Source organism: Pseudomonas siliginis (genome assembly GCF_024072275.1).
GTDB lineage: Bacteria > Pseudomonadota > Gammaproteobacteria > Pseudomonadales > Pseudomonadaceae > Aquipseudomonas > Aquipseudomonas siliginis.
Genome location: NZ_CP099598.1, coordinates 995,662 through 1,021,046, shown reverse-complemented (window position 1 = coordinate 1,021,046; position 25,385 = coordinate 995,662). Strand labels below are relative to the sequence as shown.

Annotated in this window: 29 protein-coding genes and 1 pseudogene; 13 read left to right on the top strand and 17 right to left on the bottom strand. The window is 60.5% G+C overall.

Going from position 1 to position 25,385, the window contains the following annotated elements; all coding sequences use genetic code 11:
• The first annotated feature begins 65 nt into the window (after positions 1-65).
• Both NF676_RS04955 and NF676_RS04950 read left to right on the top strand, forming a co-directional pair.
• Positions 66-2,171 carry a TonB-dependent siderophore receptor gene (locus NF676_RS04955; RefSeq protein WP_252887328.1) on the top strand — a complete coding sequence of 702 codons (2,106 nt, stop codon included), beginning with the start codon at positions 66-68 and terminating at the stop codon, positions 2,169-2,171.
• Positions 2,172-2,183: 12 nt separating this feature from the next.
• Positions 2,184-2,903: a DUF4198 domain-containing protein gene (locus NF676_RS04950; protein ID WP_252887327.1), complete on the top strand. Its 720-nt coding sequence runs from the start codon at positions 2,184-2,186 to the stop codon at positions 2,901-2,903.
• A gap of 323 nt (positions 2,904-3,226) precedes the next feature.
• Here the strand turns inward: NF676_RS04950 and hisC are convergent, their stop codons facing one another.
• The 10 genes from hisC to NF676_RS04900 all read right to left on the bottom strand — a co-directional run bounded on the left by hisC (position 3,227) and on the right by NF676_RS04900 (position 11,194).
• The gene (gene hisC, locus NF676_RS04945; RefSeq protein WP_252887326.1) at positions 3,227-4,279 is read right to left on the bottom strand and encodes a histidinol-phosphate transaminase; all 1,053 of its coding nucleotides are present in this window, start codon (positions 4,277-4,279) and stop codon (positions 3,227-3,229) included.
• Between the two features lie 3 nt (positions 4,280-4,282).
• Positions 4,283-5,620, bottom strand: coding sequence for a histidinol dehydrogenase (gene hisD, locus NF676_RS04940; RefSeq protein ID WP_252887325.1), 1,338 nt, complete (start codon positions 5,618-5,620; stop codon positions 4,283-4,285).
• A gap of 126 nt (positions 5,621-5,746) precedes the next feature.
• Positions 5,747-6,382: an ATP phosphoribosyltransferase gene (gene hisG, locus NF676_RS04935; protein WP_016771668.1), complete on the bottom strand. Its 636-nt coding sequence runs from the start codon at positions 6,380-6,382 to the stop codon at positions 5,747-5,749.
• Between the two features lie 128 nt (positions 6,383-6,510).
• Positions 6,511-7,776, bottom strand: a complete 1,266-nt coding sequence (gene murA, locus NF676_RS04930; protein ID WP_252887324.1) for a UDP-N-acetylglucosamine 1-carboxyvinyltransferase — start codon at positions 7,774-7,776, stop codon at positions 6,511-6,513.
• A gap of 22 nt (positions 7,777-7,798) precedes the next feature.
• Entirely contained in the window at positions 7,799-8,038 is a 240-nt protein-coding gene (locus NF676_RS04925; protein WP_016771670.1) for a BolA family protein, read from the bottom strand.
• Between the two features lie 115 nt (positions 8,039-8,153).
• Entirely contained in the window at positions 8,154-8,459 is a 306-nt protein-coding gene (locus NF676_RS04920) for an STAS domain-containing protein (protein ID WP_252868806.1), read from the bottom strand.
• Positions 8,456-9,109: an MlaC/ttg2D family ABC transporter substrate-binding protein gene (locus NF676_RS04915; protein ID WP_056782946.1), complete on the bottom strand. Its 654-nt coding sequence runs from the start codon at positions 9,107-9,109 to the stop codon at positions 8,456-8,458. The genes NF676_RS04920 and NF676_RS04915 overlap by 4 nt, the downstream gene beginning before the upstream one ends.
• Before the next feature lie 11 nt (positions 9,110-9,120).
• A complete protein-coding gene (gene mlaD / locus NF676_RS04910; protein ID WP_016771673.1) occupies positions 9,121-9,588 on the bottom strand; it encodes an outer membrane lipid asymmetry maintenance protein MlaD in 468 nt (155 codons plus the stop codon).
• Positions 9,588-10,385, bottom strand: coding sequence for a lipid asymmetry maintenance ABC transporter permease subunit MlaE (mlaE, locus tag NF676_RS04905; RefSeq protein WP_016771674.1), 798 nt, complete (start codon positions 10,383-10,385; stop codon positions 9,588-9,590). Before mlaE ends, mlaD begins: the two co-directional genes overlap by 1 nt.
• Positions 10,385-11,194, bottom strand: a complete 810-nt coding sequence (locus tag NF676_RS04900) for an ATP-binding cassette domain-containing protein (protein WP_056782943.1) — start codon at positions 11,192-11,194, stop codon at positions 10,385-10,387. Before NF676_RS04900 ends, mlaE begins: the two co-directional genes overlap by 1 nt.
• 272 nt (positions 11,195-11,466) lie before the next feature.
• Here NF676_RS04900 and NF676_RS04895 point away from each other — a divergent pair, with 272 nt between their 5' ends.
• The 10 genes from NF676_RS04895 (at position 11,467) to NF676_RS04850 (ending at position 18,469) form a co-directional block, all read left to right on the top strand.
• On the top strand, positions 11,467-12,441 hold the full coding sequence (locus tag NF676_RS04895; protein ID WP_024011623.1) for a KpsF/GutQ family sugar-phosphate isomerase: 975 nt from the start codon (positions 11,467-11,469) through the stop codon (positions 12,439-12,441).
• A complete protein-coding gene (locus NF676_RS04890) occupies positions 12,441-12,965 on the top strand; it encodes a KdsC family phosphatase (protein WP_016771677.1) in 525 nt (174 codons plus the stop codon). The genes NF676_RS04895 and NF676_RS04890 overlap by 1 nt, the downstream gene beginning before the upstream one ends.
• A gap of 8 nt (positions 12,966-12,973) precedes the next feature.
• The gene (gene lptC / locus NF676_RS04885; protein WP_024011622.1) at positions 12,974-13,546 is read left to right on the top strand and encodes an LPS export ABC transporter periplasmic protein LptC; all 573 of its coding nucleotides are present in this window, start codon (positions 12,974-12,976) and stop codon (positions 13,544-13,546) included.
• Entirely contained in the window at positions 13,533-14,078 is a 546-nt protein-coding gene (gene lptA, locus NF676_RS04880) for a lipopolysaccharide transport periplasmic protein LptA (RefSeq protein ID WP_016771679.1), read from the top strand. The genes lptC and lptA overlap by 14 nt, the downstream gene beginning before the upstream one ends.
• Entirely contained in the window at positions 14,078-14,803 is a 726-nt protein-coding gene (gene lptB, locus NF676_RS04875; protein WP_024011621.1) for an LPS export ABC transporter ATP-binding protein, read from the top strand. Before lptA ends, lptB begins: the two co-directional genes overlap by 1 nt.
• Positions 14,804-14,969: 166 nt before the next feature.
• Positions 14,970-16,460: an RNA polymerase factor sigma-54 gene (locus NF676_RS04870; RefSeq protein WP_041477979.1), complete on the top strand. Its 1,491-nt coding sequence runs from the start codon at positions 14,970-14,972 to the stop codon at positions 16,458-16,460.
• A gap of 73 nt (positions 16,461-16,533) precedes the next feature.
• Entirely contained in the window at positions 16,534-16,842 is a 309-nt protein-coding gene (gene hpf, locus NF676_RS04865; RefSeq protein WP_007912419.1) for a ribosome hibernation-promoting factor, HPF/YfiA family, read from the top strand.
• Between the two features lie 11 nt (positions 16,843-16,853).
• Entirely contained in the window at positions 16,854-17,318 is a 465-nt protein-coding gene (gene ptsN, locus NF676_RS04860; RefSeq protein WP_041477978.1) for a PTS IIA-like nitrogen regulatory protein PtsN, read from the top strand.
• Between the two features lie 2 nt (positions 17,319-17,320).
• On the top strand, positions 17,321-18,178 hold the full coding sequence (gene rapZ, locus NF676_RS04855) for an RNase adapter RapZ (protein WP_041477977.1): 858 nt from the start codon (positions 17,321-17,323) through the stop codon (positions 18,176-18,178).
• A gap of 15 nt (positions 18,179-18,193) precedes the next feature.
• Positions 18,194-18,469 (top strand): HPr family phosphocarrier protein, encoded by a 276-nt coding sequence (locus tag NF676_RS04850; protein WP_016771685.1) that lies wholly within the window; start codon positions 18,194-18,196, stop codon positions 18,467-18,469.
• A 34-nt stretch (positions 18,470-18,503) separates the two neighbouring features.
• Here the strand turns inward: NF676_RS04850 and NF676_RS04845 are convergent, their stop codons facing one another.
• The 5 genes and pseudogenes from NF676_RS04845 to pmbA all read right to left on the bottom strand — a co-directional run bounded on the left by NF676_RS04845 (position 18,504) and on the right by pmbA (position 22,297).
• A complete protein-coding gene (locus tag NF676_RS04845) occupies positions 18,504-19,397 on the bottom strand; it encodes a ZIP family metal transporter (RefSeq protein WP_252887323.1) in 894 nt (297 codons plus the stop codon).
• Between the two features lie 29 nt (positions 19,398-19,426).
• Positions 19,427-20,038 carry a superoxide dismutase gene (locus NF676_RS04840; RefSeq protein WP_095180375.1) on the bottom strand — a complete coding sequence of 204 codons (612 nt, stop codon included), beginning with the start codon at positions 20,036-20,038 and terminating at the stop codon, positions 19,427-19,429.
• A 1-nt stretch (position 20,039) separates the two neighbouring features.
• Positions 20,040-20,480 (bottom strand): DUF2753 family protein, encoded by a 441-nt coding sequence (locus tag NF676_RS04835; protein ID WP_252887322.1) that lies wholly within the window; start codon positions 20,478-20,480, stop codon positions 20,040-20,042.
• Positions 20,481-20,617: 137 nt separating this feature from the next.
• A pseudogene (locus NF676_RS04830) lies at positions 20,618-20,698 on the bottom strand (FagA protein); the annotation flags it as partial.
• Positions 20,699-20,950: 252 nt separating this feature from the next.
• Positions 20,951-22,297, bottom strand: coding sequence for a metalloprotease PmbA (pmbA, locus tag NF676_RS04825; RefSeq protein WP_024011613.1), 1,347 nt, complete (start codon positions 22,295-22,297; stop codon positions 20,951-20,953).
• 108 nt (positions 22,298-22,405) lie between these two features.
• Here pmbA and yjgA point away from each other — a divergent pair, with 108 nt between their 5' ends.
• Positions 22,406-22,930: a ribosome biogenesis factor YjgA gene (yjgA, locus tag NF676_RS04820; protein ID WP_016771692.1), complete on the top strand. Its 525-nt coding sequence runs from the start codon at positions 22,406-22,408 to the stop codon at positions 22,928-22,930.
• 51 nt (positions 22,931-22,981) lie between these two features.
• Here the strand turns inward: yjgA and tldD are convergent, their stop codons facing one another.
• Together tldD and NF676_RS04810 are read right to left on the bottom strand one after the other, a co-directional pair.
• On the bottom strand, positions 22,982-24,424 hold the full coding sequence (tldD, locus tag NF676_RS04815; protein WP_016771693.1) for a metalloprotease TldD: 1,443 nt from the start codon (positions 24,422-24,424) through the stop codon (positions 22,982-22,984).
• A 4-nt stretch (positions 24,425-24,428) separates the two neighbouring features.
• Positions 24,429-25,289 carry a carbon-nitrogen hydrolase family protein gene (locus NF676_RS04810; protein WP_056782936.1) on the bottom strand — a complete coding sequence of 287 codons (861 nt, stop codon included), beginning with the start codon at positions 25,287-25,289 and terminating at the stop codon, positions 24,429-24,431.
• Positions 25,290-25,385: the final 96 nt, after the last annotated feature.

Genomic DNA, 25,385 nt, shown 5'->3' with positions numbered 1-25,385 from the left:
GAATAACAGACATTCTCAACGGGCATGTTATATTGTTTCAATTCTAGCAATTGGAACAACATAACATGTCGTCTCGCAAAAAGGCCTCACTGTTGGGCCTGACTCTGGGTTTGCTCTGCGATCCCGCCTTCGCCGATGAGCCGCAGCCCGTTGAGCTGGAAGCCATCAGCGTTACCTCCGACTACGAATCACCCACCGGCCCGGTCAGCGGTTATCGCGCGACTCGCTCGGCCAGTGCGACCAAAACCGACACGGCGATACGCGATATCCCACAAGCCATCAGCGTGGTCCCGGCCAGCGTGCTCTCGGATCTGGGCAGCAGCAGCGTCGAACGTGCACTGGATTTTGCTGGCGGCGTATCGAAGCAGAACAACTTCGGCGGCCTGACCCTGTACGAATACAGCGTGCGCGGCTTCACCACGTCCGAGTTCTACAAGGACGGTTTCAGCGCCAATCGCGGTTACCCGAGCACGCCGGATGCGGCCAATATCGAGCGCATCGAAGTGCTCAAAGGCCCGGCCGCCAGCCTTTACGGTCGGGGCGATCCTGGCGGCACGGTAAACATCGTCACCAAGAAACCGCAGCCTGAAGCGTTCACCACCCTGCAAACCAGCGCCGGCAGTTGGGACCGCTACCGCACCGAGCTGGACGTCAACACACCCCTCGATGATCAGGGCGATGTGCTCTCGCGCATCAACCTCGCCGTAGAAGACAACAACAGCTTTCGCGACCACGTCGACAGCCAGCGGGTATTCGTCGCACCTTCGATCAGTTGGCAGTTGAGCCCGGACACATCGCTGCTGGTGGAGAGCGAAATCGTCCGTCACAACTCGACGTTCGATCGTGGCGTTGTGGCGCCGAACAACAAATGGAGCGGCGTATCGCGCTCGACGTTCTTGGGCGAGCCCAACGACGGCAACATCGACAACCACAACAACCTGCTCCAGGCCACTCTTGAACACCATCTGAACGACAGCTGGAAACTGCGTTTGGCCAGCCACTACAAGGAAGGCAAGCTCTGGGGCGACGCCTCGGAACAGAGGGCGCTGAACGCCGACGGCCATACGGTCAACCGCCGCTTGCGCGAACGCGATACGAATTGGCACGACAGCATCACCCAACTGGAACTGCGCGGTCTGTTCGACCTCGGGCCGTGGCAGCATGAATTGCTGATCGGCACCGAGTACGAGAATTACCGCAAGGACGAACGCGTCACCACCATTGCTGGCGGCCCCTACGCCATCGACATCTATAAGCCGGTTTACGGCCAGCCGAAACCCAACGGCGCACGCTCGGGCACCGACTTCTTCGAACACGTCGAAAGTCATGCGCTGAATCTGCAGGACCAGATCATCTTCACCGACAAGCTGCGCGGCATGCTCGGCGCGCGCTTCGAGCATTTCGATCAGCGCATCGACGATCACAGCCGCAACGCCAAAAGCCAGCAGCGCCACGACGCGCTGACTCAACGCGCCGGCCTGCTCTATCAGCTCACGCCGAACACCGGCCTGTTCGCCAACGCCTCGACTTCGTTCAAACCGAACAACGGCCTGGATGCATCGGGCAAATCCTTCGACCCGGAAGAAGGTGTCGGTTACGAAGTGGGGATCAAAACCGAACTCTTCGATGAGCGGGTGAGCAGCACCCTCGCCTTCTTCCACATCGACAAGGAAAACGTCCTCGCCCTCGATCCGGGCACCGACACCAGCCGCGCCATGGGCAAGGCGCGCAGTCAGGGTTTCGATTGGCAAGTGAGCGGCCAGGTGACCGACGCGGTGCGGGTCATCGGCGCCTTCGCCTACATCGACGCCGAGGTGACCAAGGGCGACGCGACCATTCCCACCGGCAGCCGCATCCTCGGCGTGGCGAAACGCAGCGGCAGTCTGCTGAGTGTTTATGAATTTCAGGATGGCCGTCTGCGCGGTTCAGACGTCGGCGCAGCGTTCACCTACGTCGGCGATCGCTCGGGCGAATCCGGCAGCGACTTCGAATTGCCGGCCTACCAGACCGTCGACTTGCTCGCGCACTACAAGGCCAGCGACAACGTCACGGTCGGCCTCAACCTGAACAACGTCTTCGACGAGAAATATTACGAGCGCTCCTACAGCAACTACTGGGTCAACCCCGGCGAGCCGCGCAATTTCACCGTCAGCCTGACACTCAACCTGTAAAAGGACGTCACCATGCACTACGGCAAATCCCTTCTGCTCATCGCTGCGCTATTCACCGGTCAGGTGTCGGCCCACGGCCTGTGGACAGAGGAACGACGCGGCAAAATCGAAGTGGTCTACGGTCACGGCGCCGAAGACAACGCCTTCAAGGCACAAAAAGTCAGCGGTGCCTGGGCTTATGACGCAAGCGGCAAAATGATCCCGGTCAGCGTCGAGCGCCTGGCCGATCATGCCCGTTTGAAACCATTGAAGCCGCCGGCGCTGATGGCCGTGGCGCTGAACAATGGCATGTGGTCGCAGACGGCGGACAAGAAGTGGATCAACGAAGGACGCAGCAAAGTGCCCGGCGCTACCGAGGCCACGCAGACCTTCAAGTACAGCCTGGCGATCTATCAGCCGGGGGCGAAATTGCCGAAACTGGACCAGATCAAACTGCTGATCCTGCCGGAGGTCGATCCGCTGACGGTCGGGCCGGGCAAATCGTTACCGGTGCGGGTGCTGCTCGATGGCAAACCGGCGGCAGGTGTGAAGTTATATGGCGACTATCGCAGCGCGCCAAACACCCTGAGCACCGAGACCGACAAGGACGGGCGTGCGCAGGTGCTGGTGCGTAATGAAGGGTTGAATGTGATTGCGGCGCAGGTTGAAGTGCCGGTGAAGGACAGTGTGGATGTGGACAGTCGTGGGTTGTTCAGTTCACTGACGTTCCTTGGCGAGCCGCATCACGAATAAAAGCACACCCTCACCCCAGCCCTCTCCCGGCGGGAGAGGGAGCCGACCGAGTTGTCTTGCGGGATACATCGACCTGAAAGACCGAGTTGATTATGGATTCAATACAAATCGTTCAAGTCGGTGAACCTCTGCAATATTCCCACTCAGCCCCCTCTCCCTCTGGGAGAGGGGGCCGACCGAGTTGTCTTGCGGGATACATCGACCTGAAAGACCGAGTTGATTATGGATTCAATACAAATCGTTCAAGTCGGTGAACCTCTGCAATATTCCCCATTCAGTCCCCTCTCCCTCTGGGAGAGGGCTAGGGTGAGGGGCTTTTGCTTTTAGAGGTCGCCAAGGCCGTCGATCAACGCCTGATTCTGCTCCGGCGTACCCACCGATATCCGCAAGAACTGCGCAATCCGTTCCTGCTTGAAGTGCCGCACGATCACGCCCTGCTCGCGCAGCTTGGCCGCCATGCCCGCCGCATCATGCTGCGGGTGGCGAGCGAAGATGAAGTTGGCCGCCGACGGCAGCACTTCAAAGCCTTTAGCCTGCAACTGCGCCACCACCCATTCGCGGCTCTCGATCACCTGACGACAGGTCTTGTCGAAATACTCGCGATCGGCAAAAGCCGCCGCCGCGCCGACAATCGCCAGACGATCCAGTGGATAGGAGTTGAAGCTGTTCTTGATCCGCTCCAACGCCTCGATCAGATCCGGGTGCCCTACCGCCAGACCGACACGCAGGCCGGCCAGCGAGCGTGACTTGGACAGCGTCTGCGTCACCAGCAGGTTCGGATAGCGATCCACCAGATTGATCGCCGTCTCGCCACCGAAGTCGATGTACGCCTCATCCACGACTACAACCGAATCTGGACTGGCCTTGAGGATTTGCTCGACGGCGTCCAGCGCCAGCAGGCATCCGGTCGGGGCGTTCGGGTTGGGGAAAATGATCCCGCCATTCGGTTTGGCGTAGTCGGCCGGGTTGATCTGGAATTGTGCATCCAGTGGCACCGCATCGAATTCAATGCCGTACAGACCGCAGTAGACCGGATAGAAGCTGTAGCTGATGTCCGGGAACAGCAGCGGCTGATCGTGTTGCAGCAGACCGTGGAAGATGTGCGCGAGCACTTCGTCCGAACCGTTGCCAAGGAACACCTGACTGGTTTGCACGCCGTAATATTCGGACACGGCGTTTTTCAGCAGATCACTGTTCGGGTCCGGGTACAGGCGCAAGTTGTCGTTGAGCTCGGCTTGCATCGCCGCCAGCGCTTTTGGCGACGGGCCATACGGATTTTCGTTGGTATTGAGCTTGACCAGTTTGGTCAGCTTCGGCTGTTCGCCCGGCACGTAGGGCACCAGATCCTTGACGAACGGGCTCCAGAATTTACTCATCGCTCAGTTCCCCTGCCCTTTCAGAAAGTCTTGGTCTTTGATGCGGTATTCGGCGCTGCGCGCGTGGGCGCTCAGCGATTCACCACGGGCCAGTACCGATGCAGTTTTGCCCAGTTCGCAAGCGCCGGCCTCGGAGCAGAAGATGATCGACGAGCGCTTCTGGAAGTCGTAGACACCCAGCGGCGAGGAGAACCGCGCGGTGCCGGAAGTCGGCAACACGTGGTTCGGACCGGCGCAGTAATCGCCCAACGCTTCGGAAGTGTGGCGGCCCATGAAGATCGCACCGGCGTGACGAATCTGCGGCAACCAGGCTTGTGGATCGGCGACCGACAACTCCAGGTGTTCCGGGGCGATACGATTGGCGACTTCGATGGCCTGGGCCATGTCAGTGACCTGGATCAGCGCACCACGGCCATTGATCGAAGTTTCGATGATGGTCGCGCGGTCCATGGTCGGCAGCAGTTTGTCGATGCTTGCGGCTACCTTGTCGAGGAACTCGGCGTCGGGGCTGACCAGAATCGCTTGCGCGTCTTCGTCGTGCTCGGCCTGTGAGAAGAGGTCCATGGCGATCCAGTCCGGATCGGTCTGGCCGTCGCAGACCACAAGAATTTCCGAAGGGCCGGCGATCATGTCGATGCCGACCTGGCCGAACACATGACGCTTGGCCGTGGCGACATAGATATTGCCCGGGCCGACAACCTTGTCGACACGCGGCACGCTTTCGGTGCCGTACGCCAGTGCGGCAACCGCTTGCGCGCCGCCGATGGTGAACACGCGGTCGACACCGGCGATGCAGGCAGCGGCCAGCACCAGCTCGTTGATTTCACCGCGCGGGGTCGGCACGACCATGACCACTTCGGTCACGCCAGCGACCTTGGCCGGAATCGCGTTCATCAATACCGACGACGGATAAGAGGCCTTGCCACCAGGCACGTACAGGCCGGCACGATCCAGCGGCGTGACTTTCTGGCCGAGCACCGTGCCGTCAGCCTCGGTGTAGCTCCAGGAATCCTGCTTCTGTTTTTCGTGATAGCTGCGCACGCGAGCGGCGGCTTTTTCCAAGGCCTCGCGTTGCGGCACAGTGATGCGGGTCAGGGCCAGTTCGAGACGCTCGCGCGGCAAAATCAGGTCGGCCATCGAGGCGACTTCAAGACCGTCGAACTTCTGGGTGAACTCGACCAGCGCCGCGTCACCGCGCTCGCGCACAGCCTTGATGATGTCGAGCACGCGCTGATTGACCGAGTCGTCAGACACACTTTCCCAGCTCAGCAGATGATCCAGATGATGCGCGAAATCCGGGTCAGCAGCGTTGAGTCGGCGAATTGCAGTCGGTGCGGTCATAGCGAGAGCCTCATAGGAATTGGCAAAAAACTCAGGCGCCCGAAACTAGCATTCGATCCGCTTGGGCACCTGAGAATTCTGGCTATGAGGCGGATAGACGGCGCGGCCTCGGGCCGCGCTGGTAGATCAGCCGCGGTGTCGCGATTCCACTGCGTTGCGCAGGGTGTCGATCAACGCCTGGATTCGGGCGTGCTGCATTTTCATTGAAGCCTTGTTGACCACCAGACGCGAGCTGATCGTGGCGATGAGTTCCTGTGGCTCCAGGCCGTTGGCGCGCAGAGTGTTACCGGTGTCGACCACGTCGATGATCTTGTCGGCCAGCCCGATCAGCGGCGCCAGTTCCATCGAGCCGTACAGCTTGATGATGTCGACCTGACGGCCCTGCTCGGCGTAATAACGCTTGGCAACGTTGACGAACTTGGTCGCCACGCGCAGACGGCCCTTGGGCTCGGCCGCGCCGATCTTGCCGGCGGTCATCAACTTGCACTGGGCGATCTGCAGGTCCAGCGGCTCGTAGAGGCCCTGGCCGCTGTATTCCATCAGCACGTCCTTACCGGCGACGCCGAGGTCGGCCGCGCCATGCTCGACATAGGTCGGCACGTCGGTGGCACGCACGATCAGCAGACGCACGTCGTCCTGGGTCGTGGGAATGATCAGCTTGCGGCTCTTGTCCGGATTCTCGGTCGGCACGATGCCCGCTTCAGCGAGAAGCGGCAGAGTGTCGTCAAGGATGCGGCCCTTGGACAGTGCGATGGTCAACATGGGAAACGTCAGTCCTTATCAAGGTACTCATGCCCGGTCGCAATCGGCGCCGGACACACATCGAGGGTGCGTACACCCTCGACTCGAAACGAATTCAGTGGACACGTCCCTGTGTCCCGATGCAGCGATCAGCCCGGAACGCGACGGATCTTGGCACCCAGCATTTGCAGTTTTTCTTCGATGCACTCGTAACCACGGTCTATGTGGTAGATGCGGTCGATCAGCGTGTCGCCTTCGGCTACCAGCGCCGAGATCACCAGACTGGCCGATGCGCGCAGGTCGGTGGCCATGACTGGCGCGCCCTTGAGCTTCTCGATACCGGTGACGATGGCAGTGTTGCCTTCAACCTGGATATGCGCGCCCATGCGGTGCAGCTCGTACACGTGCATGAAACGGTTTTCGAAGATTGTCTCGATCACCGCACCAGTACCTTCGGCAATGGCGTTGAGCGAGATGAACTGGGCCTGCATGTCGGTCGGGAACGCCGGGTACGGCGCGGTGCGCACGTTGACCGCCTTCGGGCGCTTGCCGTGCATGTTCAGCTCGATCCAGTCTTCACCGCAGGTGATTTCCGCACCGGCTTCACGCAGCTTTTCCAGCACCGCTTCGAGGATGGTCGGATCGGTGTCCTTGACCTTGACGCGGCCACCGGTCACGGCAGCAGCGACCAGATAGGTGCCGGTTTCGATACGGTCAGGCATGACTTTGTAGAAAGCCGAACCCAGACGCTCGACGCCATCGATGGTGATGGTGTCTGTGCCGGCGCCGGAAACCTTGGCGCCCATGGCATTGAGGAAGTTCGCCAGGTCGACCACTTCAGGTTCGCGCGCGGCGTTCTGCAACACGCTGCGGCCTTTGGCCAGTGCAGCGGCCATCATGATGTTCTCGGTACCGGTCACGCTGACGGTGTCGAAGAAGAAGTGCGCGCCGCGCAAGCCACCTTGAGGTGCCTTGGCCTTGATGTAGCCGCCTTCGACGTCGATGACCGCGCCCATGGCTTCCAGACCGCGGATGTGCAGGTCGACCGGACGCGAACCGATGGCGCAACCGCCAGGCAGTGCGACTTCGGCTTCACCGAAACGCGCGACCATCGGGCCGAGCACAAGGATCGACGCACGCATGGTTTTCACCAGTTCGTACGGCGCGATCAGGGTCTTGATGGTGCGCGGGTCGATTTCGACGCTGAGCTTCTCGTCGATTACCGGCTCAATGCCCATGCGCCCGAACAGCTCGATCATGGTGGTGATGTCGTGCAGGTGCGGCAGGTTGCCAACGGTGACCGGGCCATCGCACAGCAAGGTCGCGGCCAGAATCGGCAGGGCGGAGTTCTTCGCGCCGGAAATGCGGATCTCGCCATCAAGACGAGCGCCACCGGTAATAATCAATTTATCCATTAGTATCTCGACGCCCTAGGGCTCAGGTGCGCTCGGCCCAGGCCGCGCGGCTGAAAAATTTCATAGTGACCGCATGGATGCTGCCATCGGTGATCCATGGGTTCAAATGGGCATAGACCTGCTGCTGACGCTTCACCGGGCTCAACGCCGCCAGTTCATCGCTAATCACGTTCAGCTGGAAGTTGCAGCCTTCGCCCTCAACTTCTACCAGCGTTCCTGGCAGCTTTCCTTCAAGGAAGCTCTTCACTTCTACGGCCTGCATGCTCAACCTCAATCGGCGCCCTGTGCGCACGGGTCGGACATCATACAAAAAAGCCCCGCGCCTGCGAACCCCGCAACGCAGGACTCTGACGGGGGGCTTCTTTATAGATGATGGTTCAGGGTTGCGCCAACAGCTCGGTCAGTTCACTGACCTGAGCGATTTCGCGCATGTCTTCAGGCATCGCACGGATGCTGACGGCCTTGCCGGCCGCCTGGGCATCGCGCGTGAAGCACAGCAGCAACGACAGGCCGACGCTGCTGGACTTCTGCACCGCCGAACAATCGATGACCAGCGCCGACGCCTTGCTCGACTTGATCAGCGCCTGCCCTTCCTTGCGCAGCTCAGGCCCGGTGCGGTAATCCAGCACGCCGCTGAGCACCAGCTCGTCGACATCACTCATGCGAACTGCCGCCTCACTCATTGCGCTGGCTTCGCGGCGGCTTTGTCGGTTTCCTGCTTGGCCTTGGCCACTTCACCGGCCCAGCCATCGATGGTCTTGTCCAGATCGTTGCCATTGCGTTGCATGGCGTCGGCGAACTGGTCACGGAACAGCTTGCCGATGTTGATGCCGTTGATGATCACGTTGCGCAGTTTCCACTCGCCGCTGATCTTCTCAAGCGTGTACTGCACCGGATAGATCGCGCCATTGCTGCCTTTGACGGTCATGTTGACGCTGGTGCGGTCGCCCGATTCGTCTTTGGCCGGGTCAACCGTGATGCCCTGGTTGTTGTATTCCAGCAGAGCGTTGCCATAGAACTGGAACAGACCGCGCTTGAAGTTTTCCTGAAAGCGCTGCATCTGCTCAGGCGTGGCCTTGCGCGAATACTTCACGGTCATGATGCTTTTGGAGATGCCCTCGGCATCCACCACCGGCCCCACAATGTTGTTGAGCGCCGCATAGAAATCCTGCGGATCCTGCTTGTACTTCTCTTTGTTTGCCTGCAAGTCGGCAAGCATCCGGTTCGTGGTGTCCTGAATCAGGTCATGAGCCGATTGCCCCGGTGCAGCGTTAGCCATCAACGGCAGGGCCGCGAGCAACACCAACAGGCCACGTCGCAAGATAGAGATCATTCAAAAGCTCCTCATTTGGCGTCTTTGCTAACGGTATTGAGCAGGAATTTACCGATCAGGTCTTCCAGTACCAGTGACGACTGCGTGTCGTGGATGGTTCCACCGTCTTTCAACTGGGTGTCTTCACCGCCGACGCTGATACCGATGTATTTCTCGCCCAGCAGACCCGCGGTGAGGATAGATGCAGTCGAATCGACCGGCAGGTTGTCGACCTTTTTATCCACTTGCAGCGTGACCCGACCGGTGAAGCTGTCGCGATCCAGATCGATTGCGGTGACCTTGCCGATGGTCACACCGGCCATGGTCACTTTGGCTCTGACCGTCAGACCGGCGATATTGTCGAAATACGCATACAACTTGTAAGTGTCGGTGGACGAAGTCGGAGACAGGCCGCTGACGCGCAAGGCGAGCAGCAGCAAAGCCAGGATCCCTGCCAGCAGGAACAGGCCGACACCGATTTCCAGGGTGCGGTTTTGCATCAGAAATCTCCAAACATCAAAGCGGTCAGAATAAAGTCCAGACCGAGCACTGCCAGCGAGGCAAACACCACGGTCTTGGTGGTGGCACGACTGATTCCCTCGGAAGTGGGTTCACAGTCATAGCCTTGGAATACGGCGATCCAGGTCACGACAAAGGCGAAAACGACACTCTTGATCACGCCATTGAGCACATCACTGGTGAAGTTGACGCTGTTCTGCATGTTCGCCCAGTACGAGCCTTCGTAGACGCCCAGCCAGTCGACCGCCACCCACGAACCGCCCCAGATGCCGACGACGCTGAAAATCATCGCCAGCACCGGCAGGGAAATGAAGCCGGCCCACAGGCGCGGAGCAATGATGTACTTGAGCGGATCGACACCGATCATTTCCAGACTGGACAGCTGCTCGGTGGATTTCATGTTGCCGATTTCGGCGGTCAACGCCGAACCGGCCCGCCCGGCAAACAGCAACGCCGTGACCACCGGCCCCAGTTCACGCAGCAGCGTCAGGGCGACCATCTGCCCTACAGCCTGCTCTGAACCATAGCTGGAAAGAATGCTGAAGCCCTGCAGCGCCAGGACCATGCCGATGAAAATGCCGGAGACCACGATGATCACCAGCGACATGACGCCGACCGAATGCAGCTGCTTGACCAACAGGCCAAAACCACCGCTGATACCGCCACGGCCCAGCAGGGCGTGAAACAGGAACAGGGTCGCCCGACCAAACACCGCGACCGCGTCGATCGCCGATTCGCCGAACCGACGCACGCGTTCCATCAATGAAATTCTGCGCATCAACGCTTCCCCAGAAGATCTGCGCGGTAATCCGTCGCTGGAAAGTGATACGGCACCGGGCCATCGGGATCACCGGTCATGAACTGACGGATACGCGGGTCATCCGAATTCATCAGCTCATCCGGCGTGCCCTGCCCCAGCACCTGACCATCGCCCACGACATAGATGTAGTCGGCAATGCTCGCCGTTTCCGCCAGGTCGTGCGAGACCACGATGCTGGTGATTCCCAGTGCATCGTTGAGCAGGCGGATCAGGCGCACCAGCACGCCCATGGCGATCGGGTCCTGGCCCACGAAGGGCTCGTCGTACATGAGAATTTGCGGATCGAGGGCAATCGCCCGGGCCAGCGCCACGCGGCGCTTCATGCCGCCGGACAGTTCGTCCGGCATCAGGTCGATGGCGCCACGCAGCCCCACGGCCTGCAATTTCAGCAGGACGATGTCGCGAATCATGTCTTCCGGCAGTTGCGTGTGCACCCGCAGCGGAAAGGCCACGTTCTCGAACACATCGAGGTCAGTGAACAGCGCACCGCTCTGAAACAGCACGCCCATGTGCTTGCGCGCATCGAACAGATCACTGCGCGACAGCGTCGGCAGGTTCTGCCCGTTGACCCAGACTTCGCCGCCGGACGGCCGCAACTGCGCGCCCATCAGGCGCAGCAGCGTGGTCTTGCCGCAGCCGGAAGGCCCCATGATGCCGGTGACCTTGCCGCGCGGGATGCGGATATCGACGTTATTGAAAATGCTCCGCGCACCGCGCTTGAAGGAGACTCCCTTCAGCTCGACCGCGTAGGCGTTATCGGCACTCATCTAAACTCCTTGCGATGCAGCCTCTCACTGGGATGCCAGACTTTCCTCGGAAACACCTGCATCCCGGGCAGGCCGAACTGGCGGCGAACTATATCACTGCAAAGGCTGAGCGCCCAAGCGAGAACCCGGCCAAGATCGCCGACTGAAGAGGGCCTGAGCGACTTTCAGAGGGTTTTGGTAACCAGTAATGACAAAGCACGTCGAACTTGCGTGAGGCTTTGCCACATACCCGCTATAATCGCCGCCTTTTCATCGGCCCATACGATTCTGACATGAGCAAAACCCGCGACCTGATTCAATCGGCACAACGCACCATCCGCCTCGAAGTGGAAGCCGTCCAAGGCTTGATGGCCCATATCGACGCCGATTTCGTACGCGCTTGCGAGATGATTCTGGCCAGCAAGGGCCGTGTGGTCGTAGTCGGCATGGGCAAATCCGGGCACATTGGCAACAAGATCGCCGCCACCCTGGCCAGCACCGGCACTCCGGCGTTTTTTGTGCATCCGGCCGAAGCCAGCCACGGCGACATGGGCATGATCACCCGCGACGATGTGATTCTGGCCCTGTCGAACTCCGGCTCGACCAACGAAATCGTAACGCTGCTGCCATTGATCAAACGCCTGGGTATCCAGCTGATCAGCGTCACCGGCAATCCACAGTCGCCATTGGCGAAGGCTGCCGAGGTCAATCTCAATGTGCATGTCGAGCACGAAGCCTGTCCGCTGAATCTGGCACCGACCTCTTCGACCACGGCCGCACTGGTCATGGGCGATGCCCTGGCCGTGGCGCTGCTGGAAGCTCGTGGTTTCACCGCTGAAGATTTCGCGTTCTCGCATCCGGGCGGTGCCCTTGGCCGTCGCCTGCTGCTGAAAGTCGAAAACGTCATGCACGCCGGACAGGAGCTGCCGCAGGTACAACGCGGCACCCTGCTCAAGGACGCGCTGATGGAAATGACCCGCAAGGGTCTGGGCATGACCGCTATTATTGAGGCCGATGGCAAGCTCGCCGGGATCTTCACCGACGGTGATTTGCGCCGCACGCTGGATCGCGCCATCGACATCCGCAGCGCCACCATCGACCAGGTGATGACTGCACACGGCAAGACCGCCCGGCCCGACATGCTCGCCGCCGAAGCCCTGAAAATCATGGAAGACCATCGAATCAACGCCCTGGTAGTCGTCGACGAGGAGGATCGCCCGATCGGCGCCTTCAACCTCTCCGATCTGCTGCGCGCAGGAGTCATGTAATGAGCAACGATCTGCTGCAACGCGGCAAAGCGATCAAACTGGCAGTGTTCGACGTCGACGGTGTGCTCACCGACGGGCGCCTGTACTTCCTCGAAGACGGCAGCGAGTTCAAGACCTTCAACACCCTCGACGGCCAGGGCATCAAGATGCTGATGAATGCCGGCGTACAAACGGCGATCATCAGTGGCCGCAAGACCCCGGTGGTCGAGCGACGCGCTAAGAACCTCGGCATCCCGCACCTGTTTCAGGGGCGCGAGGACAAACTGGTGGTGCTCGACGGCCTGCTCGCGCAACTGGGCCTAAGCTATGAGGAAGTCGCCTATCTCGGTGACGATCTGCCAGACTTGCCGGTGATCCGCCGTGTAGGGCTGGGCATGGCGGTGGCCAACGCTGCCGATTTCGTCCGCGAACACGCCCACGGCGTTACCCGCGCCCGTGGCGGCGAAGGTGCCGCCCGCGAATTCTGCGAATTGATCCTGCGCGCCCAGGGCCGCCTCGAAGCGGCCAACGCCGCGTACCTGTGAGCCTGACCATGTTTAGCAAAAAGTTTCGCAATTTCCTGCTGTTCGGCTGCATCGCGGCGATTTTCGCTGCGGTGGGCTACTGGAACATCAGCCCTGAGCGCTTCCTCGACAAGCCGCCGGTCTCGGCCGCCGAGAATCCGATCGACTGGTACGCGACCAACACGCACACCATTCAATACCTGCCCGACGGCAAGGTGCAGTACGAGATGACCTCCGACAAGGCCGAGCACGTCAAGGCCACCGATGTCACTCTGGTAACCAAGCCTGATTTGAACATGTACCGCGGCACCGACTTCCCGTGGCACGTGACCAGCGAGCGCGGCGAAGTGAATTCGGGCGGCACCGAAGTTGAATTGATCGATTCGGTACGCGTACAGCGCACCGATGAGAAACAGCGCGGAACCCTGATCACCAGCACCCGCATGACCGTGTTCCCGCAGCAAGAATATGCGCAGACCGCGCAACCCGTTAGAATCGAGGGCGCTGGCGGCGTATCGACTGGCGTCGGAATGAAAGCGTACCTGAAGGACAGCAGGATACACCTGCAATCGAACGTAAGAGGACAGTATGAGGCTCGTTAAAACCCTCCCTATTTTGCTCAGTCTGGGCGCAGCACTGGGAAGCGCGAGCGCCTGGTCCCTGCCGAACGATCAGCAGCAGCCTATCCGCATTCAGGCCGACGACGCCCAACTGGACGACAAGAATGGCATCGCCACCTATAAAGGTGACGTGATCATTACCCAAGGCTCGATGATCGTTAAAGGCAACACCGTGACCATGACGCGCGCGCCCAATGGCGACATCGACGTGGTGACATCGGTAGGCAACCTGGCTTACTTCGAGCAGTTGCAGACCCAGGGCGACGCCAACCCAGTCAAGGGCTACGGCGTGACGATTCAATACCACGCCCAGCAGAACCGGGTGGTGCTGATCGACAAGGCCAAGGTTATCGACAAGGATAACAACGTCACCCAGGGCGAAAAAATCGTCTACGACACCGTGAAGAAGCTGGCCAGCGCCGGTCGCGCCACGGGCAGCAAGGTCACCGAATCGCGTCCGCGCATCGACATGGTGATCCAGCCGAAGAAGAAAACCGAAGAGAAATCCCAGTAATGGCAACTCTGAAAGCTCAGCACCTGGCCAAGGCCTATAAAAGCCGCCAGGTCGTGCGTGACGTCAGCCTGTCGATCGACAGCGGGCAGATCGTCGGCTTGCTCGGCCCGAACGGCGCCGGCAAGACTACGTGCTTCTACATGATCGTTGGCCTGGTGCAGGCAGATCAGGGCCGTGTGCTGATCGATGATCTGGACGTCAGCCACCAGCCGATGCACGGCCGCGCCAAGGCCGGTATCGGCTATCTGCCGCAAGAAGCGTCGATCTTCCGTAAACTGTCGGTCGCCGACAACATCATGGCGATCCTCGAGACCCGCCCGGAGCTGGACAAGGCCGGTCGTCGCAAGGAGCTGGAAAGCCTGCTGCAGGAATTCCACATCAGCCACATCCGCGACAACCTCGGCATGAGCCTGTCCGGCGGTGAGCGTCGCCGGGTGGAAATCGCTCGCGCCCTGGCCACTGCACCCAAGTTCATCCTGCTCGACGAACCGTTCGCCGGTGTCGACCCGATCTCGGTCGGCGACATCAAGCAGATCATCCATCACCTCAAGGCCAAGGGCATCGGCGTGCTGATCACCGACCACAACGTGCGTGAGACGCTGGATATCTGCGAAACCGCTTACATCGTCAACGACGGTCAACTGATCGCTGAAGGCGATGCCGAGACCATCCTGGCCAACGATCTGGTCAAGGAAGTGTATCTGGGTCACGAGTTCCGCCTGTAAGCGCGACAGCGCTGTATCGATTCAAGGCGCATTTATCCGCTTTAATTGTTACAGCGCTCTAGGCAAACACTTCAGTTTCAGGCATATAATTTGCTTAAGTTTGGCGCTTCGGCGCCCTGTAGTGGATGGCGCAAAGCGCCGGCGAATAAGGTGTTAAGCCCCTGCCATGAAACCATCGCTAGTCTTGAGAATGGGCCAGCAGCTGACGATGACACCGCAGCTGCAACAGGCCATCCGCCTGCTCCAATTGTCGACCCTGGACCTGCAACAGGAGATCCAGGAGGCTCTGGAATCCAATCCGATGCTCGAGCGCCAGGAAGAAGGCGACGACTTCGACAACGCCGATCCGCTGGCCGACAACGCCGAACAGAAGCCCGCCGAAATCCAGGAACCCTCCTACCAGGAAACCGCCCCGACGGTGGATAACCTCGAGGATGGCGATTGGAACGAGCGCATCCCCAACGAACTGCCAGTGGATACCGCCTGGGAAGACGTCTACCAGACCAGCGCCAGCAGCCTGCCCAGCAGCGATGACGATGAGTGGGATTTCACCACCCGCACGTCCGCCGGCGAGAGCCTGCAAAGCCATCTGCTCTGGCAACTGAACCTGGCACCGATGTCCGACACCGATCGCCTGATCGCTGTCACCCTGATCGACTGCATCAACAATCAGGGCTATCTGGACGAAACACTCGAAGAAATTCTTGAAGCGTTCGATCCGGAACTGGACATCGAGCTCGACGAAATCGAAGCCGTCCTGCATCGCATCCAGCAATTCGAGCCCGCCGGTATCGGCGCACGCAACCTCAGCGAATGCCTGCTGCTGCAATTGCGCCAGCTGCCCGCGAAGACGCCGTGGCTGACCGAGGCCAAGCGCCTCGTCGCCGATTACATCGACCTGCTCGGCAGCCGCGATTACAGCCAGTTGATGCGCCGGATGAAGCTCAAGGAAGACGAGCTGCGCCAGGTCATCGAGCTGGTACAGAGCCTCAATCCGCGTCCGGGCTCGCAGATCGAATCAACCGAAGCCGAATACGTCATTCCCGATGTGATCGTGCGCAAGGACAACGAGCGCTGGCTGGTCGAGCTGAACCAGGAATCGGTGCCACGCCTGCGCGTCAATGCCCAGTACGCCGGGTTTGTTAAGCGTGCCGACACCAGCGCCGACAACACCTTCATGCGCAACCAGTTGCAGGAAGCCCGCTGGTTCATCAAGAGCCTGCAGAGCCGCAACGAAACCCTGATGAAAGTGGCCACGCAGATCGTCGAACATCAGCGCGGCTTCCTCGAATACGGCGACGAAGCGATGAAGCCGTTGGTATTGCATGACATCGCCGAAGCGGTCGGCATGCACGAATCGACGATTTCCCGGGTGACCACACAGAAATTCATGCATACCCCGCGCGGTATTTATGAGCTGAAATACTTTTTCTCCAGCCACGTCAGCACCTCCGAAGGCGGCGAATGCTCGTCCACGGCGATCCGCGCGATCATCAAGAAACTGGTCGCTGCGGAAAATCAGAAAAAGCCGTTGAGTGACAGCAAGATCGCTGGTTTACTGGAGGCACAAGGCATTCAGGTGGCTCGCCGCACCGTCGCCAAGTACCGCGAATCCCTCGGAATCGCGCCTTCGAGCGAACGCAAGCGGTTGATGTAAGCCACGTTACAGCGTTCCAGTGGCAGGCTTTTCGGCCTGCCGCTTTATGCACTGGCAACGAAGGAGAAGCTGTATGCAAGTCAACATCAGTGGACACCAACTGGAAGTGACCCAACCTCTGCGTTCCTACATCGAGGAAAAACTCCAGCGACTGGAGCGACATTTCGACAAGATCACCAACGTGCAGGTCACGATGTGCGTCGAAAAGCTGAAGCAGAAGATCGAAGCCACCTTGCATATCCCCGGCAGCGAAGTGGTCGCCAACGCAGAAGATACCGACATGTACGCTGCGATCGACTCACTTACCGACAAGCTGGATCGCCAACTCAAAAAGCATAAGGAAAAGACCCAGAGCCTCCTCCAGGGCGCGACCGGTCGTTAACACCCCTATCCATGATCCGACTTGAAACCATCCTGACCCCCGGCCGTTCCCAAGTGAACGCGCCGGGCGGCAGCAAGAAAAAAGCCCTCGAACAGATTGCCAACCTGATCCACCGCGAAGTGCCGGATCTGGCGATGCAGGATGTCTTCGAGGCGCTGATCGCCCGTGAAAAACTCGGCTCCACCGGTTTTGGCAACGGCATCGCCATTCCCCACTGCCGCCTCAAGGGCTGCGCGGGGCCAGTGAGCGCCCTGCTGCACCTCGAAGCCCCGATCGATTTCGACGCCATCGACGGCGCTCCGGTGGACCTGTTGTTCGTATTGCTGGTCCCGGAAGCCGCAACCGACGCGCATCTGGAGTTGTTGCGCCAGATCGCCAGCATGCTCGACCGCAAGGAAGTGCGCGACAAGCTACGCAGCGCTCCGAGCAATGAAGCCTTGTACCAGGTCGTACTGGACGAGCAGAACGGGCACTAATCATGCGTTTGATCATTGTCAGTGGCCGTTCGGGCTCGGGTAAAAGTACCGCCCTGAATGTCCTTGAGGACAACGGCTACTACTGCATCGACAATCTGCCGGCCGGTTTGCTGCCGGAACTGGCCGAGCGGGCGCTGATTCACACGGAACTGGCGCAGCCGCTGGTCGCCGTGTCGATCGATGCGCGCAACCTGCCCAGCCATCTGTCACGTTTCCCTGAGTTGCTCGAAGACGTGCGTGCCAAGCATATCAAGTGCGATGTGCTGTACCTGGACGCCGATGAAGAAACCCTGCTCAAGCGTTTTTCCGAGACCCGTCGTCGTCACCCGCTGAGCAACGCCAATCGCTCACTGGCCGAGGCGATTCACGACGAAACCGCCCTGCTCGGTCCGATTGCCGATCTGGCCGACCTGAAGATCAACACCACCAGTCTGAATCTGTATCAACTGCGCGACACCATCAAGTTGCGCCTGTTGAATCAACCGGAGCCCGGTACGGCGTTTCTGGTCGAGTCGTTCGGCTTCAAGCGCGGCATGCCGGTCGACGCCGACCTGGTGTTCGACGTGCGCTGCCTGCCCAATCCGTACTGGAAACCGGAGCTGCGCGCTCAGTCGGGCCTTGATGCACCGGTGGCCGAGTACCTGGCGCAGCAGCCGGATGTCGAAGAAATGTATCAGGACATCTACGCCTACCTGAACAAGTGGCTGCCACGCTTCGCCGCCAGCAACCGCGCCTACGTCACCATTGCCATTGGCTGCACCGGCGGGCATCACCGCTCCGTCTACCTGACCGAACGACTGGGTCAGGCCCTGCAGAAAACCCTGAAGAACGTCCAGGTTCGCCACCGCGACCTCACCTAAAGGATTTACACCGCGATGCCTGCTCGTGAAATCGAAATCATCAATAAGCTGGGCCTGCATGCCCGGGCATCGGCCAAATTTGTCGGCGTGGCGGGTCAGTATCCAGACTGCACGATCCGAGTGGGACGCACACCTGAAACGACTGTCGACGGCAAGAGCATCATGGCAATGATGATGCTCGCGGCGGGTAAAGGCACCAAGATCCATTTGAGCACCGAAGGCGAACAGGCTCAGGAAGCCATGGACGCATTGGTCGATCTGATCGAAAGGTATTTCGACGAAGGTGAATAATCCTCGAGGCGGGGACACTGTTCCTCGCCTCCATTCACCCCAACGCCGTATCCATCACCATCATCAGACAAAACCCGATCAGAAGGCCCAGACTGGCCAGCTTGTCATGCCCATGACGGCGCGATTCCGGGATCACTTCGTGGGTCACCACCAGCAACATCGCCCCCGCCGCCAGTGCCAGCCCCAACGGCAACAGCACCTGAGCCAGACTCACGAGCCACGCACACAGCAGCGCAAATATCGGTTCGACCAGCCCCGACGCCGCGCCGATCAGAAACGCTCTGACCCGCGACATTCCCGCCCCGGCCAGCACCAGAGCAATCACCAGTCCTTCCGGCACATCCTGCAACGCAATGCCCATCGCCAGACTGTCGGCGTCCGCCATCCCGCCTCCGGCAGATACGCCAACCGCCATGCCTTCCGGAATGTTGTGCGCGATGATGGCGAACACGAACAGCCAGATTCGCGATGGAATCACCGGATGCTCCAACGTGCCGACGAGCATCTCCGGCGAGGCACCGCAAATGCGCCGATCCACCAGATACAGACCGAACGCACCGAGCAGGATGCCGAAGCAGATCAGGCCACTGGCGGCCCACGGCGTCAGGCCAAGGCTCTCAGCTGCAGCTATGCCCGGCACGATCAACGAAAACGCCGTCGCCGCCAGCATCACCCCGGCACCAAATCCCAGCAAGGTGTCGCTTAGTGCCTGCGGCATGCGCCGGATCACCAGCACCGGCACCGCGCCAAGCGCCGTGCCCAAGGCGCAGATGGCACCGCCCTGCAAGGCGCGCAACAGCCTCGGTTCCAGATTCAGCCATTGCAAAGCGTGGGCGACCAGTAAAGTCATACCCGCCAACAGCAACAGCGAACCCACCGCGTAACGAAACATGCGCCCGCTGCCAATCGCCAGTGTTTCCGTGCCCATAGTCAGCCCTGATTGTTTTTATTGAAGGCTTAAACCAGTGCGGCCTGATAGCGCGCAGCAACTTCCGGCCAGTTGATCACGTTGTAGAACGCGTTGATGTATTCCGGGCGACGGTTCTGGTAACGCAGGTAGTAAGCGTGCTCCCAGACATCGAGGCCAAGGATCGGGGTGTTGCCGTTCATCAACGGGCTGTCCTGGTTGCCGCTGCTTTCCACGACCAGTTTTTTATCCGGTGTCACGCTCAGCCACGCCCAGCCGCTGCCAAAACGGGTCAGCGCGGCTTTGGTGAACGCTTCCTTGAAACTGTCGAGTCCGCCCAGTTGCTCGTCGATGGCCTTGGCCAGCGCGCCGCTGGGCTTGCCGCCACCGTTGGGCACCATTACTTCCCAGAACAGCGAATGGTTGGCGTGGCCGCCGCCCTGATTGATCACCGCCGCGCGAAGTTTTTCCGGCAGCTGCTGGACGCTGGCGACGAGTTTTTCCACCGGCCACTCGGCGAACTCGGTGCCTTCCACGGCGGCGTTGAGGTTGTTGATGTAGGTCTGGTGATGCTTGGTGTAATGGATTTCCATGGTCTGCGCATCGATGTGCGGCTCGAGGGCATCGTAGGCGTAAGGCAAGGCAGGCAAGGTAAAAGCCATTTCAATGGACTCCATACTGATGAGAAGTTGCGGCGCGGCGGGCATTGCCGGTGTCCGGATGCAGCAGGCGCTGGGTGCGTGGGTATTCGCCGTGCTCGCTGATGAAGTTCAACAGTTCGACATAGGTCTTGCTGCTCTGGCGCAGCGCCGCCTCACGCAGGGCCGGACGCAAGCGCTCGTCCTGCATGGTCTGCAACAAACGTTGATGGATGGCACAGAGATATTCGGCGCTCTCCTCCGGTTGGTTCAGGCGCAGATGCAGGTCAGCCAGGTTGTGATGTGAGACGACGCAGGCCGCCACCGCTTCGTCGGCATCCGCCCAGCGTTCGAACAACACTTGCGCCAGGGCCAGGGCTTGCAGGTAAGCCTCGCGGGCGTCGATCAGTTCGCCCAGCATGAAGCAGCGATTGGCCCGTTCGATCGTGCGTTTCCAGTGCTCCATGATGAGCCTCCAAAGCGGTTGCGGGGTTTACACGCCGCCGGCGGTGAGTTTCTCGGGGTTGAGCAACTCTTTCAGCTGGCTGCGCGACAGGCGGGTGTGTTCCAGGGCGACGTCGATCACCGCACAGCCTTCCTTGCAGGCGTTAGCGCGCAACGGATCTGGCGACTCATCCAGCGCCGGCTTTCGAGGTAGGGCTGCTCGTGCAAGGCAGAACTCATGATCCGTGACTCGTCCGGAAATGAGATTTATTATTAGATGATAATGAGAACCAAAACAAGCGTTCGAGTTTGCGCTGTTCATTTGTGGGAGCGAGCCTGCTCGCGAATGCGCCGTGTCAGCCAGCACATTTGCAACTGATCCACCGCTTTCGCGAGCAGGCTCGCTCCCACAGGGGATTTGTGCGAAGCGAATAAAAAAGGCGCGCCATCCACAACGGATGGCGCGCCTTTTTTTGTTGGCGGATTCGCGGCTTAGCTGCCGGCGACAGTCATCCGCTCGATCAACACAGACCCGGTGCGAATGTTGCTGCGCAGTTCCAGATCATTACCCACTGCGACAATCTGCTTGAACATGTCACGCATGTTGCCGGCGATGGTCACTTCCTGCACGGCGAACTGGATCTCGCCGTTTTCCACCCAGAAGCCCGCAGCGCCGCGCGAATAGTCACCGGTGACCATGTTCAGGCCATGGCCCATCAACTCGGTGACCAGCAATCCCCGGCCCATGCGCTTGAGCAGTGCTGCCTGATCCTCGTCGCCATGGGTGACGAACAGGTTGTGCACCCCGCCCGCGTTGGCGGTGCTCGGCATGCCCAGTTTCCGTCCGGAATAGGTGCCGAGGATGTAGGAGACCAACTCGCCCTTTTCGACGAACGGTTTCGCGTAAGTCGCCAGGCCATCACCGTCGTAGGAAGCACTGCCCATGGCACGCATCAGATGCGGACGCTCATCAATGGTCAGCCATTCCGGGAACAGCTTCTGCCCCAGTGTGCCTTCCAGAAACGACGATTTGCGATACAGGCTGCCGCCGGATACTGCCGAGAGGAAGCTGCCGAACAGACCGCCCGCCAGTTCGGCGGAAAACAGCACCGGCACTTCGCAGGTCGGCACCGGCCGCGCGCCCAGACGGCTCGCCGCCCGTTGCGCGGCACGCTGGCCGATGCTCACCGGATCGGCGAGCAGACTGCCCTGGCGATTGACGTCATACCAGTAATCGCGCTGCATCTGCCCGTCAGCTTCGGCGATCATCACGCAACTCAGGCTGTGCCGGGTCGACGCGTAACCGCCGATGAAACCGTGGCTGTTGCCATAAACCCGGCAGCCCTGATGGGTGCTGAGGGTGGTGCCGTCGGCGTTCTTGATCCGCGCATCGGCATCGAACGCCGCTGCCTCGCAGAGCAAAGCCTTCTCGATGGCCTGTTCCGGGGTGATGTCCCATTCGTGGAACAGGTCGAAGTCCTGCACATCCCTGGCCATCAGTGCGGCGTCGGCCAGACCCGAGGCTTCGTCCTCGGAGGTGTGTTTGGCTATCGCGAGTGCTGCAGCGACGGTTTCACGAATCGCCTCCGGCCCGGTGGCCGAGGTGCTGGCCGAGCCTTTGCGCTGGCCGACGTACAGGGTGATGCCAAAACCCTGATCACGATTGAATTCAACGGTTTCGACCTCGCGCTGACGCACCGAGGTCGACAGCCCCTGCTCCAGCGACACCGCGACTTCACAGGCGCTGGCGCCTTGGCGCTTGGCTTCGGCGATGATCTGCTCGACCTGTTCTTGCAGTGCCGGCAATGCCTGCGGGCCGACGCTTTGAACTGCACTCATGCTCATCTCCACTCAAATTCTGCTTTCGGCTGGGGTCATCGAGCGACCGGGCCGGACAAGCGGCCCCCGACTGGTTATCATGGCGGCGTTTCTTTGCGGACTGCCACCATGGTTGATTCTTACGACGACTCCCTCGATACGGGAGAAAAAAGCAAATCTCAGGTCAAACGCGAGTTGCATGCGCTGGTTGACCTCGGCGAGCGCCTGACCACACTCAAGCCTGATCTGGTCGCCAAACTGCCGTTGACCGACGCTTTGCGCCGGGCATTGGCCGATGCGCCCAAGCACACCGCGAACATCGCGCGTAAACGGCATTTGCAGTTCATCGGCAAACTGATGCGCGACCAGGACACTGACGCGATTCTGACTCTGCTCGATCAACTCGATGCCTCCACTCGCCAGTACAACGAGCGTTTCCATAATCTGGAACGCTGGCGTGACCGCCTGATCGCGGGCGATGACGCCGTGCTGGAAAAATTCGTCATCGAGTACCCGGACGCCGATCGCCAGCAATTGCGTTCCCTGATCCGTCAGGCCCAGCATGAGGTTGCGCAAAACAAACCACCTGCTTCGAGCCGCAAGATCTTCAAATACATTCGGGAGCTGGACGAGACTCAACGCGGTCTGCGTTGATAATCGCCACCGGGTGGCCGTCCTGCGCGCCACCCGAAAGCCCCACCGTTCTTATGCGCCCGTGCCACCCACGGTGATCGCATCGATTTTCAGCGTTGGCTGGCCGACACCTACCGGCACCGACTGCCCATCCTTGCCGCATGTACCCACACCGCTGTCCAGCGCCAGATCGTTACCGACCATCGACACCCGGCTCATCGCCTCGGGACCGTTGCCGATCAATGTCGCGCCTTTGACCGGTGCGGTGATTTTGCCGTCCTCGATCAGATAAGCCTCGCTGGTCGAGAACACGAACTTGCCGCTGGTGATATCGACCTGACCGCCGCCGAGGTTGGCGCAGTAGATGCCCTTCTTCACCGAGGCGATGATTTCCGCCGGATCACTTTCGCCACCGAGCATGTAGGTGTTGGTCATCCGGGGCATCGGCAGATGCGCATAGGATTCGCGACGACCGTTACCGGTGCGCGCCACGCCCATCAGCCGCGCATTGAGCTTGTCTTGCATGTAGCCCTTGAGCACGCCGTTTTCGATCAGCGTGGTGCACTCGGTTGGTGTGCCTTCGTCATCGACGCTCAGCGAACCGCGACGACCGCTCAAGGTGCCGTCATCGACGATGGTGCAAAGCTTGGAGGCAACCATTTCGCCCATGCGCCCGCTATAGGCCGAGCTGCCCTTGCGGTTGAAATCGCCTTCCAGACCGTGACCGACCGCTTCGTGCAGCAGCACCCCGGACCAGCCGGAACCCAGCACCACCGGCAAGGTACCGGCCGGCGCTGGAATTGCTTCAAGGTTGACCAGTGCCTGGCGCAGCGCTTCGCGGGCATAACCCATGGCGCGGTCTTCGGCGAGGAAGTAGCGGTAATCGGTACGCCCACCGCCGCCGTGCCCGCCGCGTTCGCGACGGCCATTCTGTTCGACGATGACGCTTACGTTGAAACGCACCAGCGGACGCACATCGGCGGCCAGGCCGCCGTCGGTCGAGGCCACCAGAATCCGCTCCCAGACCCCGGCCATGCTCACGCTGACCTGCTGAATCCGTGGATCGAGTGCGCGGGTGGCGACGTCGATGCGTTTGAGCAACTCGACTTTTTCCGCGCGGCTGAGCACTTCCAGCGGGTTATCCGGCGCGTACAGTTGCGCGACGTCCTGGCTGGTGAACGCCTGCACGGTGCCGTTCTGCCCGGCGCGGGAGATCGAACGCGCGGCGCGGGCCGCTGCGCCGAGGGCCTCGAGGGTGATCGCGTTGCTGTAGGCAAAACCGGTTTTCTCACCGGACTGCGCCCGCACGCCGACACCCTGATCGAGGTTGAAGCTGCCTTCCTTGACGATGCCGTCTTCCAGCGCCCATGACTCGGAAATCTGGCCTTGGAAATACAGGTCGGCGGCATCGATGCCCGGCCCGGCCAGATCGCCGAGCACGCCTTGCAGGCTCTCGATCGTGACACCGCCGGGTGCCAACAGGTGATCACTGACTGAGGACAACAACTCGCTCATAGGTTTACGCCTTAAATTCGTGTTCTGAAGCAGGCCGCTGGGCGCCCTGCGAGAAAAACCGCCGATGACGCGTCACCGGCATGCGCGCCCGGATGGACGCTTGTTCATCGCTGTCGCGGGCGGCCAGCAACACCGCCTCGCCTTGATCCTGTTGGGCCAGTACGCGCCCCCACGGGTCGACAATCGCCGCATGCCCGAAGGTTTCACGCGGTCCGGGATGGCTGCCGCCCTGCGCGGCCGCCAGGATATAACACTGTGTTTCGATGGCCCGCGCGCGGATCAGTACATCCCAGTGCGCGGCGCCGGTCACGGCCGTAAACGCCGACGGTGCAGTAATCAATTCGGCACCGGCGGCACGCAATTCACTGTACAGCTCCGGGAAACGCAAGTCGTAACACACGCTCAGACCGACTCGCCCCACCGGCGTATCCGCCACCACTACATTACCGCCATAAGCATAGTCATCGGATTCACGGTACCGGCCGCGATTGTCGGCGACATCGACATCGAACAGATGCAGCTTGTCATAGCGCGCGACCACCTCGCCGTGCTCGTTGATCAGCAATGAGCAGGCATTGGCTTTGGCCGTGGGTTGACCCAACGGTGGCAACGGCAACGTGCCGGCGACTATCCATAAGGTGAGGTCGCGGGCGGTCTGTTTCAACCATGGCAGGATCGGCCCTTCGCCCAAGGCCTCGGCGCGGCCGATATCGGCGACGTCGCGACGGCCCATGGCGGCGAAGTTTTCCGGCAGCACCGCGAGTTTCGCCCCGCCGGCGGCGGCCTGTTCAAGCAGGCGCCGGGCCTGGGCCAGATTGGCCGGCACGTCGCTCTGGCTGACCATTTGAATCACCGCTAAAGACATGGCCGCTCCCCGGGATTTGCATATGACTGTGTAGGAGCTGCCGAAGGCTGCGATCTGTTGATTTTTTTTAAGAGCCAGATCAAAAGATCGCAGCCT